Origin of the sequence: Enterococcus sp. FDAARGOS_553, assembly GCF_003812305.1 — a bacterium.
GTDB classification, from domain to species: Bacteria; Bacillota; Bacilli; order Lactobacillales; family Enterococcaceae; genus Enterococcus_D; species Enterococcus_D gallinarum.
In genome coordinates this window covers 2,860,309-2,873,187 of sequence record NZ_CP033740.1, presented here as the reverse complement: position 1 = coordinate 2,873,187, position 12,879 = coordinate 2,860,309, and the positions used below count along the sequence as shown (strand labels likewise).

Annotated in this window: 15 protein-coding genes; 14 read left to right on the top strand and 1 reads right to left on the bottom strand. The window is 40.8% G+C overall.

Annotation, left to right across the window (positions count from 1 at the left end; genetic code table 11):
• Positions 1–138 precede the first annotated feature (138 nt).
• The 6 genes from EGX73_RS14225 to EGX73_RS14200 all read left to right on the top strand — a co-directional run bounded on the left by EGX73_RS14225 (position 139) and on the right by EGX73_RS14200 (position 5,878).
• Positions 139–405, top strand: a complete 267-nt coding sequence (locus tag EGX73_RS14225; protein WP_003126335.1) for a phosphocarrier protein HPr — start codon at positions 139–141, stop codon at positions 403–405.
• Entirely contained in the window at positions 405–2,132 is a 1,728-nt protein-coding gene (gene ptsP / locus EGX73_RS14220) for a phosphoenolpyruvate--protein phosphotransferase (RefSeq protein WP_003126336.1), read from the top strand. The genes EGX73_RS14225 and ptsP overlap by 1 nt, the downstream gene beginning before the upstream one ends.
• Positions 2,133–2,338: 206 nt before the next feature.
• Positions 2,339–3,358 carry a glycosyltransferase family 4 protein gene (locus EGX73_RS14215; RefSeq protein ID WP_021149859.1) on the top strand — a complete coding sequence of 340 codons (1,020 nt, stop codon included), beginning with the start codon at positions 2,339–2,341 and terminating at the stop codon, positions 3,356–3,358.
• 22 nt (positions 3,359–3,380) lie between these two features.
• Entirely contained in the window at positions 3,381–4,613 is a 1,233-nt protein-coding gene (locus tag EGX73_RS14210) for a glycosyltransferase family 4 protein (RefSeq protein ID WP_021149858.1), read from the top strand.
• Positions 4,614–4,687: 74 nt separating this feature from the next.
• Positions 4,688–5,563, top strand: a complete 876-nt coding sequence (locus EGX73_RS14205; protein ID WP_005471255.1) for an NAD(P)-dependent oxidoreductase — start codon at positions 4,688–4,690, stop codon at positions 5,561–5,563.
• 84 nt (positions 5,564–5,647) lie between these two features.
• Entirely contained in the window at positions 5,648–5,878 is a 231-nt protein-coding gene (locus tag EGX73_RS14200) for a YkuJ family protein (RefSeq protein WP_003126341.1), read from the top strand.
• 90 nt (positions 5,879–5,968) lie between these two features.
• On the opposite strand, the gene EGX73_RS14195 is transcribed toward EGX73_RS14200, so the two are convergent.
• Positions 5,969–6,925 (bottom strand): GIY-YIG nuclease family protein, encoded by a 957-nt coding sequence (locus tag EGX73_RS14195; RefSeq protein ID WP_005471257.1) that lies wholly within the window; start codon positions 6,923–6,925, stop codon positions 5,969–5,971.
• Between the two features lie 302 nt (positions 6,926–7,227).
• Here EGX73_RS14195 and EGX73_RS14190 point away from each other — a divergent pair, with 302 nt between their 5' ends.
• From EGX73_RS14190 to fabZ, 8 genes are all read left to right on the top strand, one after another.
• A complete protein-coding gene (locus tag EGX73_RS14190) occupies positions 7,228–7,668 on the top strand; it encodes a MarR family winged helix-turn-helix transcriptional regulator (RefSeq protein WP_005471259.1) in 441 nt (146 codons plus the stop codon).
• A gap of 9 nt (positions 7,669–7,677) precedes the next feature.
• Entirely contained in the window at positions 7,678–8,640 is a 963-nt protein-coding gene (locus EGX73_RS14185) for a beta-ketoacyl-ACP synthase III (RefSeq protein WP_029486739.1), read from the top strand.
• Between the two features lie 47 nt (positions 8,641–8,687).
• Positions 8,688–8,912, top strand: coding sequence for an acyl carrier protein (locus tag EGX73_RS14180; protein ID WP_003126345.1), 225 nt, complete (start codon positions 8,688–8,690; stop codon positions 8,910–8,912).
• Between the two features lie 125 nt (positions 8,913–9,037).
• Positions 9,038–9,961: an ACP S-malonyltransferase gene (gene fabD, locus EGX73_RS14175; protein WP_123867023.1), complete on the top strand. Its 924-nt coding sequence runs from the start codon at positions 9,038–9,040 to the stop codon at positions 9,959–9,961.
• Between the two features lie 9 nt (positions 9,962–9,970).
• The gene (gene fabG, locus EGX73_RS14170; protein ID WP_003126347.1) at positions 9,971–10,708 is read left to right on the top strand and encodes a 3-oxoacyl-[acyl-carrier-protein] reductase; all 738 of its coding nucleotides are present in this window, start codon (positions 9,971–9,973) and stop codon (positions 10,706–10,708) included.
• Between the two features lie 13 nt (positions 10,709–10,721).
• Entirely contained in the window at positions 10,722–11,960 is a 1,239-nt protein-coding gene (gene fabF / locus EGX73_RS14165; RefSeq protein WP_123867022.1) for a beta-ketoacyl-ACP synthase II, read from the top strand.
• Positions 11,961–12,440, top strand: coding sequence for an acetyl-CoA carboxylase biotin carboxyl carrier protein (accB, locus tag EGX73_RS14160; RefSeq protein ID WP_003126350.1), 480 nt, complete (start codon positions 11,961–11,963; stop codon positions 12,438–12,440). It abuts the gene before it with no gap.
• Between the two features lie 12 nt (positions 12,441–12,452).
• On the top strand, positions 12,453–12,872 hold the full coding sequence (gene fabZ / locus EGX73_RS14155; protein ID WP_029486743.1) for a 3-hydroxyacyl-ACP dehydratase FabZ: 420 nt from the start codon (positions 12,453–12,455) through the stop codon (positions 12,870–12,872).
• The last annotated feature ends 7 nt before the right edge of the window (positions 12,873–12,879 follow it).

The following is a 12,879-nucleotide window of genomic DNA, read 5'->3' as shown; positions in this document are numbered from 1 at the left end:
AAGAGAAAACGGTTGTCTATCAGAGAAAAAAATGGTAATCTTAACAGTTGAAAGGGCGTTTTTTTGAGTCTGACAATTGACTGAGTCAAAAAAAGCCTTCACCACAAAAAAACCGTATCATAAAGGAGATTGATCAATATGGAAAAGAAAGATTTTCACGTAGTTGCTGAGACAGGGATTCACGCACGTCCAGCTACTTTATTAGTACAAACAGCAAGCAAATTCAACTCTGATATCAACTTGGAGTACAAAGGTAAATCAGTAAACCTTAAATCAATCATGGGCGTTATGTCTCTAGGTGTTGGTCAAGGTTCTGACGTTACAATCACTGCTGAAGGTGCTGACGAAGCAGATGCAATCGCTGCAATCGTTGAAACAATGAAAAAAGAAGGTTTGTCTGAATAATGGTTGAGATGCTAAAAGGAATTGCTGCTAGTGATGGTGTAGCCGTTGCCAAAGCCTACCTGTTAGTACAACCTGATTTATCTTTTTCAAAAGTAAATGTTGAAGATACGGCAGCAGAAGAAGCTCGTTTAGATGAAGCTCTAGCAAAGTCAACAGCGGAATTGCAACAAATCCGTGACAAAGCAGCGCAATCTTTAGGCGAGGCAGAAGCACAAGTATTTGATGCTCATTTAATGGTTCTGTCAGATCCTGAAATGATCGGACAAATCAAACAAAACATGGCAGATAACAAAGTCAATGCAGAAGCTGCATTGAAAGAAGTCACTGACATGTATATCGGCATGTTTGAAGCAATGGATGACAATGCATACATGCAAGAACGTGCAGCGGACATCAAAGACGTTGCGAAACGTATCTTGGCACATTTGCTAAATGTGACGTTGCCAAATCCTTCAATGATCAACGAAGAAGTTGTTATCGTTGCTCACGATTTGACACCAAGTGATACTGCGCAATTAGACCGCAACTTCGTTAAAGCTTTTGTAACTGATATCGGGGGACGTACCTCTCACTCAGCAATCATGGCTCGATCTCTTGAGATTCCTGCAATCGTAGGATCAAAAGAAATCACAGCTAAAGTGAATGCTGGTGATATTCTGGCAGTTAACGGAATCTTAGGAGATGTTATCATCAATCCTACTGAAGACCAAGCTGCTGAATTTATTGAAGCAGGGAAAGCTTACGCGGAACAAAAAGCAGAATGGGAAAAATTGAAAGATGCTCAAACCGTTACAGCTGACGGCAAGCACTTTGAATTAGCTGCAAATATCGGAACGCCTAAAGATCTTGAAGGTGTTCACAACAATGGTGCAGAAGCTGTCGGTTTATACCGGACAGAATTCTTGTACATGGATTCTCCTGATTTTCCTACAGAAGATGACCAATATGAAGCATACAAAGCAGTTCTTGAAGGAATGGCTGGTAAACCAGTCGTTGTTCGTACAATGGACATCGGTGGGGACAAAGAACTTCCTTACTTGAAATTGCCACACGAAATGAACCCATTCTTAGGCTATCGTGCATTGCGTATCAGTTTATCTGAGTTGGGTGACGGCATGTTCCGTACACAACTTCGTGCGCTGTTACGTGCTTCTGCTCACGGAAACTTGCGTATTATGTTCCCGATGGTGGCAACATTGAAAGAGTTTCGTACTGCGAAAAAAATGTACGAAGAAGAACGTCAAAAATTGATCGATGAAGGTGTAACTGTCTCTGAAGATATTCAAGTAGGTATCATGATCGAAATTCCTGCAGCAGCTGTCTTAGCTGACAAATTTGCCAAGGAAGTAGACTTCTTCAGTATTGGTACCAATGACTTGATCCAATACACAATGGCTGCAGACCGTATGAATGAACAAGTTTCATATCTTTACCAACCATATAACCCATCTATTCTACGTTTGATCAAAAACGTAATCGATTCAGCACATGCTGAAGGTAAATGGGCTGGTATGTGTGGAGAAATGGCCGGCGATCAAACTGCTGTGCCACTTCTAGTCGGTATGGGCTTAGATGAATTCTCTATGAGCGCAACTTCTGTACTTAAAACACGGAGCTTAATGAAACGCTTGTCAACAACTGACATGCAAGAATTAGCAAAACGTGCTTTGGAAGATTGCGATACGATGGAAGAAGTAGTCGAATTGATCAATCAATATGTAAAGTAGTTAAAAGTTAGCAGCAAGCGAATTCGCTTGCTGCTTTTTTTGTGGTCTGGGAGCGAACAGTTTTGTCATATTGTTTTGATGACCTTTGATAAACCAGCTTTTTGACGTATGATAGAAATCAATACAAAAACTAGGCCTTGAGTTGGAGGGTGTTCTCGTCTAGCTATGTTATACTAGATGTAACAGTTTAGAAGGAGGAATCTCGTTTGAAAGTACTTCTCTATTTTGAAAGTGAAAAGCTTTTAGAGAAATCTGGTATCGGCAGAGCACTTGCGCATCAGCAACGTGCACTGAGCAGTATCGGTGTTGAATATACATTAGACAAACAAGCTGAGGATTATGATATACTTCATATTAATACGTATGGGATCAATTCGTTGAATCAAATCAATAAAGCAAGGAAACAAGGCAAAAAGGTAATTTACCATGCGCATTCGACTGAAGAAGATTTTCGAAATTCATTTATCGGCTCAAACCAGTTATCGCCATTATACAAAAAATATTTGATCAATTTATATTCCCGAGCCGATCAATTGATAACCCCAACGCCCTACGCAAAAGAACTATTGGAAGGGTATGGCATCAAGGTACCGATCTGTGCGATCTCTAATGGGATTGATTTGGACAAATATCGTCCGGAACCAAAAAAAGAACAGGCTTTTCGCGACTATTTCCAATTGTCGGCGGATCAAAAAGTGATTATTTCTGTTGGCTTGTATTTTGAGAGAAAAGGAATTGTCGATTTTGTTGAGATTGCTCGCCGCATGCCAGAGTATACTTTTATTTGGTTTGGACATACACCTATGTATACGATCCCTAAAGCGGTTCGAGATCTCGTGAAAGAAAACCATCCTGAAAATGTTATTTTTCCTGGCTATATCAAAGGAGATGTCATTGAGGGGGCCTATTCTGGAGCAGATCTGTTTTTCTTTCCTTCCTATGAAGAAACAGAAGGGATCGTTGTGTTAGAGGCGCTTGCTAGTAAGCAGAAAGTTCTAGTGCGTGACATTCCTGTTTATCATAGTTGGTTGCAAGAGAATCAAAATTCTTATATGGGACGGACAGTTGATGAGTTCGTTGAACAAATTGCTAACATCGTAGAAGGTCGTGTACCAGATCTGTCAGCTGCCGGCTATCAAGCAGCTGCAGAACGGAGTATTGAAGAAATTGGAAAAGAGTTAAAGAAAGTTTATCAAAGCGTTTTAGAAGAAAAACCCGTTGATTGACGGCAAGTTTGGAGGTACCGTTGTGAAAATCGGATTTTTTACAGACACATATTTTCCGCAAGTGAGCGGTGTAGCGACATCGATCAAAACATTAAAAGAAGAGTTGGAAAAGAAGGGCCATAAGGTCTATATCTTTACGACTACAGATCCAAATGCAGAAATGGATGAGGAAGATATCATTCGTATGCCTAGTGTGCCTTTCGTGTCTTTCAAAGACCGTAGAATCGTGGTGCGGGGCATGTGGTATGCCTATTTGATTGCGAAAGAGTTGGAACTAGAACTGATTCATACCCATACTGAATTTGGTGCGGGACTACTGGGAAAAATGGTGGGTCGAAAACTACAGATTCCTGTGATTCATACCTATCATACAATGTATGAAGATTATCTGCATTATATTGCGAAAGGAAAAGTTTTGCGACCTACACACGTAAAGTATTTCTCTCGTCTGTTTGCCAATCATTCTACTGGGGTTGTCTGCCCGAGTGAACGGGTCATCGATACACTACGCAGTTATGGCGTTGTGTCGCCGATGCGCATCATTCCCACTGGTATTGAGGTAGAGAAATTTCGCCGTCCGGATATCACTCTGGAAATGAAACGAGCCTTGCGTCAAGAATTGGCGATTGAAGAAGACCAGCCAATGTTATTATCATTGAGTCGTATTTCTTATGAGAAAAATATCCAAGCGATCGTTGATGGACTGCCTGATATTCTAGCAGAAATTCCTTCAGCCAAATTAGTGATCGTGGGCAAAGGGCCTTACAAAGAAAAATTGGAAGAAAAAGTTCAAGAAATGAACTTGTCTGACCATGTTCATTTTGTTGGAGAGGTTGCAAATGATGAAGTAGCCATCTATTATCATGCAGCAGATTTCTTCGTCAGTGCTTCTACTTCAGAGACACAAGGACTGACGTATACAGAAGCAATGGCAGCAGGTACGCCTTTAGTCGTTGAAGGCAATGATTATTTAAATACATTGATCGATGATCCATCTCTTGGTGTGACCTTTGACACCGATCAAGATTTTGCTTCTGCATTTATTCATTATTATCAACAGCAGATTCCTAGGGATGAAAGTGTCTTAGCACGAAAAATGTATGAAATCTCTGCGGCACACTTTGGTGAATCGATGCTTTCTTTTTACCATGATATGATTGCTTACTATGAGACAGAACGCCTAGACAAGGAAACCGAAGAAACATTGAAAAAATTCAAAGTCAAATTGAAATCATTTAAACGAACAATTGATTAAACATTATTGCAGTCAAGTTCACGTTTTTAGCGTATACTAAAGACGTGAATTTTTTTATTTTTGGAGGTATGACTATGAAGCTAGGTTTTATTGGAACGGGTGTCATGGGCCAATCAATGGTCGGTCACTTTTTAGCAAGCGGACATCATGTAAATGTGTATAATCGTACAAAAAGCAAAACAGACGAATTAGTCGCTAAGGGAGCGGTTTGGTGTGATACGCCTGAAATAGTTGCTGCTGAAAGTGAAGTTGTTTTCACAATGGTCGGCTATCCTGCAGATGTTGAGGAAGTTTACTATGGAGAAAAGGGAATTTTTCAAACCGATGTCGCGGCAAAATATTTAGTTGACTTTACAACTAGTACGCCAAAATTAGCAGAACAAATCTATCAAACGGCAAAAGAGCATGGTGCGGCAAGTATTGATGCGCCAGTTTCTGGTGGTGACCTTGGAGCAAAAAATGGAACGTTGACGATAATGGCGGGTGGTGACGAGGAAGCCTATCAAAAAGTTGAACCACTATTTGAGATTGTCGGAAAAACGTGTCATCTTCATGGCTCTGCCGGCAAAGGCCAGCACACAAAAATGGCCAATCAGATCATGATTGCTGGCACGATGACTGGAATGACTGAGATGCTCGTCTATGCCGATAAAGCAGGTTTAGAACTTCCGCAAGTCATTGAGACATTATCTGGTGGCAGCGCCGCAAACTGGTCATTGGCCAACTACAGCCCCCGTATTTTGAAAGAAGATTTTTCACCTGGTTTTTTTGTCAAACATTTTATCAAAGATTTAGGTATCGCACTTGATGAAGCAGCGAAAATGGGACTGGATTTGCCAAGTACGGCTTTGGCAAAAAAAATGTACGATCGCTTAGCGGAAGCTGGCTATGAAAGTGATGGGACTCAAGCCCTGATTAAGCTTTGGTGGCAAGATGGAAAAAAATCTTAAAATGACAAAATAAATTGTAAAAAATCAATGCAAGATAGAATATGATTTGATACAATATAACGGACAGAAAAAGGAGGCTTACGAATGAAAAGTTCGCAATTAGTCGCTATCATCAAACGTTTAGAAGCGATGGTCGAAGCGCAAGACAACGAGGTTCAAGTTCGCCGTTTCGAAAAAGAAGGCGTAGAAAAATGCACAGTGACCTACGATAACACCACAGAAACGTTTGAGTTAACGGAAGCAGAGTCAAGTCAGCCTTATCAATTTGATAATATTGATATTGTAGCCATGGAAATTTATGATTTGATCCAATAAACGTATCAGCGTTCAGATGAAAAATGCCATACGCATTGCCAGCGTTCCTCTTTAAGGAGCGCTGGTTTTTTGTTGCAATCATTTGAGCGTTTAGGTATTTGACAGCACAAAATTTAATTGTCTTAACTGGCGCAAAATTATATGTAGAGGGTCAAGGTCTGTTGGCAGCAATCGTTTAGCTGTTGTTAAAGGTGCTGGAACAAAAGCATCAGAGGTTGATACAACTTCGCTATGAATGATTTGTCCAAAAGAGAGTTGATAGACTTTTACTTGTGATGAATCGGCAGCAAGAGAAGCTTCAAGAGAGGTTTCAAGAGGAATCTCAAAGCGAAATTCTGGGAGAGCGATCAGAGTATTCACCTCGAGAATTTCTCGATAAAAGGATTGAAGCAATTTTTTTTGGTACAGTAGTTGATCAGCCTGTTCAAAAAGTAACTGTTCCGCAAAATAATGCAATCGTTGGTCGAGATAACGAAATATTGTCTTGCTTTCTGCACGAAAGAAAAGTTTCAGCTCATTCAGTTTTTCTTCCAAAGGAATAGTTTGCATCAACGGCAACTGTTTGGACAACGAGAGAAGTTTATAAGGATTGACAGAAGGTAATTGATACGTTTCTGTCAATATCTCAATGATTTCCGGCAATTGCTTGGATCGGCGAAAAGGTCCTATTGCATCCTCTGCTGCCTCATTTGTTCGAACGATGTTTCCTGCATCAAAGCGGATGTATTGGTAATTAAGAAAGTTGGTCATTTGACGGTTATAAATGGGACGATGTTGCTGAATCAACTGACATTCTAACAATAGCGCATCGAGTTCTGTGTCTACGAAAATTGTTTCGAAATCTACGACATTGTGAACTAAACGCAGAATCTTGTTTGTATGCTGTGTATTTTTGCGAAAATAAGAAGAAACTCGTTGTTTCAATTGCTTGGCTTTTCCAACATACAGAATTCCGCCATGAGAATCTTTCATTAAATAAATCCCAGGTTTTTGGGGTAACGCATTTGCTTTTTGCTTTAAGTATTCGATCCGTGCGTTGATGTCCATCACCTCATTTCTACACTGCAACGATACCAAAATTTAAGGTGTAGAACAAGTGATGTTCTGACACGATAATCATTTTCGTGAAATGATGGAAGAAATCTTTGATAATCAAAATAATTTTTAACTACTCGATTCTCTGGTAATTGTCAACTTAAAAACTTGTGAAGGTTAGAAAAGCGTACTGAAAATAAAAATGCGCTTAAAAAAAATAAAAATCAAAAAATTTTCTTGCAATTCTCTAAAAGTTACTTTATAGTTTGACTATCAAATGATTTGATTATCAAACTATTCGGATGGTGAAAGATATGGAACCAAATTTAGAAACGGTCAACGACTATTTAGTCAGTGTCTTCAATGACATTCTCGTGATCGAAGAATCAGAATTAAAGAAATCACAATTTAAAGATCTTTCAATCACAGAAATGCATACGATTGAAGCAATCGGCATGTACAAGAAGAAAACAACTTCAGAAGTCGCTAAAGAGCTTTCTATTACTGTTGGGACCCTCACCATTGCAATCAATCGTTTGGTTAAAAAAGAATATGTAGAACGCATTCGCAGTGAAGACGATCGACGCGTAGTCAAACTTGCGTTGACAAAAAAAGGCAAATTGCTTTATCGGGTACATCAACATTTTCACCGTGAGATGGTCAAAGGCGTTCTAAGCCAGATGTCTACGGATGAAGAGCAAGCTTTACTTAAAGCCTTAAAAAATCTGCATGACTTTTTACAAGATTATAAGTGAGTGTAACGGATGAATATGTTTGGAAAGATTACCGCAACAGCAAGCTATGTTCCTGAACAAATCGTGACGAATCAGCAACTTTCAGAAATTATGGATACATCAGATGACTGGATTTTTTCACGTACAGGAATCAAAGAACGTCGAATTAGTAATGGAGAAAATACTTCCGATTTATGTACGAATGTTGCTACGAAACTTTTGGCATCAAGGGGACTTGCTCCAGATGAATTGGACTTTATCCTAGTAGCGACCATCACTCCGGATTTCAATACACCGGCAGTTGCTTGCCAAGTTCAAGGGAATATTGGCGCCCATCAAGCTTTTGCTTTTGATATCAGCGCAGCTTGTGCCGGATTTGTTTATGCATTGTCTTTAGCAGAAAAATTGATTCGGACCGGTTCTAAAAAAGGGCTCGTCATTGGCGGTGAAGTGCTGTCAAAGGTCTTGGATTGGGAAGATCGTTCAACCGCAGTTTTATTTGGAGACGGGGCAGGCGGGGTGCTTTTAGAAGCAACCAACCATCAGCATCTCTTGAAGGAATCGCTGCAGTCTGATGGAACCAGAGGACTCTCTCTGACATCAGGTTTTGTTGAAAATAAGAATCCTTACGGAAGTTCGTCAACCCAATACAGTGCTTGTATGCAGATGGTTGGTCGTGAAATTTTTGATTTTGCGACACGCGATGTCGTTCAATCCATTCATGCAATCAGTGAGCATGAATCGGTAGATTATTACTTGTTGCATCAGGCCAATTCCCGAATCTTAGATAAAGTGGCTCGGAAATTAAAGGTCCCGCGACATAAGTTTTTGCAAAATATGCAATTTTATGGCAATACTTCAGCCGCTTCAATTCCGATTTTGTTAGATGAAGAAGTGAAACGCGGCACGCTGTCTTTAGGCAGCGGACAAAAAGTGGTGTTCTCAGGTTTCGGCGGCGGATTAGCATGGGGGACCATGCTGGCAGCTTTATAGCCTGTTCACAATCAATATTGAAGAAAACACATTGGAGGAATATACACATGGTATTCGAAAAAATTCAAGAAATCGTAGCAGAAGAATTAGGAAAAGAAAAAGAAGAAATCAAATTAAACACAAACATTCAAGAGGATCTTGAAGCAGACAGCTTAGACCTTTTCCAAATCATTAACGAGATCGAAGATGAATTCGATGTAAAAATCGAAACTGAAGACGGCATCAAAACTGTCGAAGATCTAGTTAAATACGTTGAAAAACAACAAGCATAAAAAACGAGGCTAGGCAAACAGCCTAGCCTTTCCTTGTAATAGAAAGAGTGTGTTTCACTCGCTGAGATCTGCGAGTGAAGATGCCATTTTCTCCAAAATCTTTCAGTTCAAAAAAGGAGTTTAAAATGAAAACAGCATTTTTATTCAGCGGTCAAGGAGCCCAATATGTAGGAATGGGTCAGGAGTTATATCAGCAAGAATCAAGTGTTCAACAAACCTTTACGGAAGCAAGTGAGATGCTCGGCTATGATATGACTGAACTATGTTTTACTGAAAATGACCGTTTGAATCAAACTGAATATACGCAGCCAGCCATTTTAACCGTCAGTGTGGCTTTTTGGCGTTTGTTAAAAGAAAAAGGTCTCCAGGCCGATGCTTTGGCTGGTTTGAGCTTAGGTGAATATTCCGCATTAGTAGCAAGCGGCGCATTAGACTTTCAAACTGCTGTAGCCCTCGTGCAAAAACGCGGCAAGTTTATGGCAAATGCCGCACCACAGGGTGTGGGTAAAATGGTCGCTGTGATGAATACTCCGGCTGAAACCATTGAGGCGATTTGTAAAGAAGCTAGCCAAGTAGGGATCGTTTCGCCAGCTAATTACAATACGCCGCAGCAAATTGTCATCGGTGGGGAAGTAGCTGCGGTTGACCAAGCCGTTCAGTTATTGCAAGCGGCGGGAGCCAAACGAATGATTCCATTAAATGTCAGCGGCCCTTTCCATACAAAACTTTTAGAACCCGCTTCTAAACAACTTGCTCAAGAGCTGGCGAAAATTGAAATCAAAGATTTACAGGTGCCGGTGATCAGCAACACGACTGCGAAACCGATGAAACAAGAACAAGTCAAAGAATTATTAGAGAAGCAAGTCAAATCACCTGTGCGTTTTTATGAAAGCACCGAGCAGTTGAAACAAATGGGAATTGAGCAGATGATCGAGATCGGTCCCGGAAAAGTATTGACCGGTTTTTTGAAAAAAATCGACAAAACCATTGCTGCTTCGAGAGTGGAAGATGCTCAAACACTTTTTGACACACTTTCAAGGTTTGATTAGGAGGAATTTATGGAACTGACAAATAAAAATGTCTTTATTACTGGTAGTTCAAGAGGGATTGGCTTTGGCATTGCAGAAGCATTTGCCAAAGAAGGAGCCAATATCGTATTGAATGGGCGGAAAGAGATACCTCAAACTCTTATAGAGACGATTACCCGTTTTGGTGTGAAATGCATCGCAGTCAACGGTGATATATCCGAATACGATCAAGCTGTTTCGATGCTTGCACAAGCGGAAGCTGAATTAGGACCGATCCACATTTTAGTCAACAACGCAGGAATCACCAATGACAAGTTATTGTTGCGCATGAAACCAGAAGAATTTGAAAGTGTATTGAAGATCAATTTGACTGGAACCTTCAACATGACGCAAGTAGCTCTCAAAAAGATGATGAAACTACGCGAAGGACGTATCATTAATTTGACTAGTGTCGTAGGATTGACTGGCAACATTGGTCAAGCAAATTATGCAGCAAGTAAAGCTGGCGTGATTGGTTTTACCAAATCAGTTGCCCGCGAAGGAGCGGCTAGAGGCATTACCTGTAATGCGATCGCACCAGGATTTATTGAAACGGAGATGACCGCAGTTCTTTCTGATAAGGTAAAAGAACAATCGATCAATAATATTCCGTTGCAGCGATTTGGTGCTGTAGAAGATGTCGCAAAAGCTGCGGTTTTTTTGGCCCAAAGCGCTTATATCACAGGTCAAGTAGTCAGCGTAGATGGCGGAATGGCCATGCAAGGATAGAAAGGAGATACTTATGAATCGAGTAGTTATTACAGGATACGGTGTGACTTCCCCAATAGGGAATGATCCAGAAACATTTTTAGCTAGTTTGCAAAATGGAACCAATGGGATTGGCCCCATCACCAAATTTGACGCCAGTGGAACAGGGATTTCAGTAGCAGCTGAAGTCAAAGAGTTTCCACTAGAAAAATACTTTGTCAAAAAAGATACGAAACGGATGGATCTTTTTTCGATTTATGGGATCTATGCTGCCCTTGAAGCAATGAAAATGGCGGGTTTGAATTCTGAAGCGTTAGATGCCGATCGATTCGGTGTCATGGTCGGATCAGGTATTGGAGGTTTGCCAACTATTCAAGACCAAGTGATTCGAATGCATGAAAAAGGTGCAAATCGTGTGTCTCCAATGTTTGTGCCCATGTCGATCGTCAACATGGTGGCAGGAAACATTGCATTGCGTGTGGGGGCAAAAGGTATTTGTACAACTACGGTCTCTGCTTGTGCATCCGGTACTCATTCGATTGGTGAGGCTTTCCGCAATATCAAACATGGTTATGCAGACGTGATGATTGCTGGCGGATCTGAATCAACGATTTGTGAGATTGGTATCGCTGGTTTTGCTTCTTTAACGGCATTAACAACGGAATCTGATCCAGACAAAGCATCCACACCATTTGACAAAAACCGCAGCGGGTTTGTTATGGGAGAAGGTGCTGGGGTTTTGATTATAGAATCATTTGAACATGCCCAAAAGCGCGGAGCGAAGATTCTCGGGGAAGTTGTTGGCTATGGTGCCAATTGTGATGCCTACCATATGACTGCACCGAATCCTGACGGTTCAGGTGCTGGAAAAGCAATGAAACTCGCGATGTCTGAAGCAGCGATCACTCCAGCCGAAGTTGGCTATATCAATGCTCACGGAACAAGCACACCAGCTAATGATGTAGCTGAAGCTACATCGATCCAATATGGTTTAGGGGACGACTATCGCAAACCTTACGTCAGCAGTACAAAATCTATGACAGGACATCTATTGGGGGCAGCAGGAGGAATCGAAGCAATTGCCTCGCTTTTAGCCTTGCAGCATCAATTTATTCCACCGACCATCAATGTTCGTGAACAAGATCCTGAAATCGACTTAAATATTGTGAAAAACCAAAGCCAGCCAGCAGAAATTACGTATGCAATGAGTAACTCACTAGGTTTTGGTGGACACAATGCAGTCATCTTATTGAAACGTTGGGAGGAAGCTTAATTGGAAACAAATGAAATCAAGGATCTGCTTTCCCAATTTGATCAGTCCTCTTTGACTGAATTGCAGCTCAAAAAAGAAAACATCGAACTTTATTTTAATAAAAATTCGTTCAGTAGCCGTCAAGTATCATCCGAGAGTTCAGATGTCAAAGTTGAAAGCATCCCTGCAGCTGCACCAGTACCAAGCGTACAACCAACAGCTGCTGGAACCCTCGAGGTTAGTTCAGAGCCAATTATAGCGGGAACGGAGATCGTTTCACCTTTAGTGGGTGTGGTTTACTTAAAACCTAGTCCTGAACAAAGCCAATTCAAACAAATCGGCGATTCTGTCAAAAAAGGGGATGTCCTTTGTATCGTTGAAGCAATGAAAGTAATGAATGAAATTGTTAGCGATGTTGATGGCGAATTAGTTGAAATCTTAGTTGAAAATGAGCAGATCGTTGAATACGATCAACCATTATTCCGTGTGAAAGAAGGGTAAGCTATGTCAGTTATGTCAATTCAAGAAATCAAAGAAATCATTCCCCATCGCTATCCTATGCTCTTAGTGGATCGCATTGAAGAACTAGAAGAAGGAAAACGGGTGGTAGCAAAGAAGAACGTGACCATCAACGAACCTTTTTTTCAAGGCCATTTTCCTCATGAACCAGTCATGCCTGGTGTATTGATCGTTGAAGCAATGGCCCAAGCGGGGGCAGTTGCACTCTTGTCTTTACCGGATTTTCGAGGTAAAACCGCTTATTTCGGCGGACTTGATAAAGCAAAATTCCGCAAAAAAGTAACACCAGGAGATACATTGATCTTAGAAGTAGAAATACTCAAGGTAAAATCTGCAGCAGGAATCGGCAAAGGGATTGCCTATGTTGATGGCAAAAAAGTTGCAGAAGCAGAACTTACCTTCATGATTGGATAGGTGAAAA

Bases quoted from the DNA above. Each gene is read 5' to 3' on its own strand.
- fabD (WP_123867023.1), top strand. From the start codon at position 9,038: ATGAAAACAGCATTTTTATTCAGCGGTCAAGGAGCCCAATATGTAGGA.
- EGX73_RS14225 (WP_003126335.1), top strand. From the start codon at position 139: ATGGAAAAGAAAGATTTTCACGTAGTTGCTGAGACAGGGATTCACGCA.
- EGX73_RS14190 (WP_005471259.1), top strand. From the start codon at position 7,228: ATGGAACCAAATTTAGAAACGGTCAACGACTATTTAGTCAGTGTCTTC.
- EGX73_RS14200 (WP_003126341.1), top strand. From the start codon at position 5,648: ATGAAAAGTTCGCAATTAGTCGCTATCATCAAACGTTTAGAAGCGATG.
- fabZ (WP_029486743.1), top strand. From the start codon at position 12,453: ATGTCAATTCAAGAAATCAAAGAAATCATTCCCCATCGCTATCCTATG.
- EGX73_RS14185 (WP_029486739.1), top strand. From the start codon at position 7,678: ATGAATATGTTTGGAAAGATTACCGCAACAGCAAGCTATGTTCCTGAA.
- EGX73_RS14180 (WP_003126345.1), top strand. From the start codon at position 8,688: ATGGTATTCGAAAAAATTCAAGAAATCGTAGCAGAAGAATTAGGAAAA.
- fabG (WP_003126347.1), top strand. From the start codon at position 9,971: ATGGAACTGACAAATAAAAATGTCTTTATTACTGGTAGTTCAAGAGGG.
- ptsP (WP_003126336.1), top strand. From the start codon at position 405: ATGGTTGAGATGCTAAAAGGAATTGCTGCTAGTGATGGTGTAGCCGTT.
- fabF (WP_123867022.1), top strand. From the start codon at position 10,722: ATGAATCGAGTAGTTATTACAGGATACGGTGTGACTTCCCCAATAGGG.
- EGX73_RS14205 (WP_005471255.1), top strand. From the start codon at position 4,688: ATGAAGCTAGGTTTTATTGGAACGGGTGTCATGGGCCAATCAATGGTC.
- EGX73_RS14195 (WP_005471257.1), bottom strand. From the start codon at position 6,925: ATGGACATCAACGCACGGATCGAATACTTAAAGCAAAAAGCAAATGCG.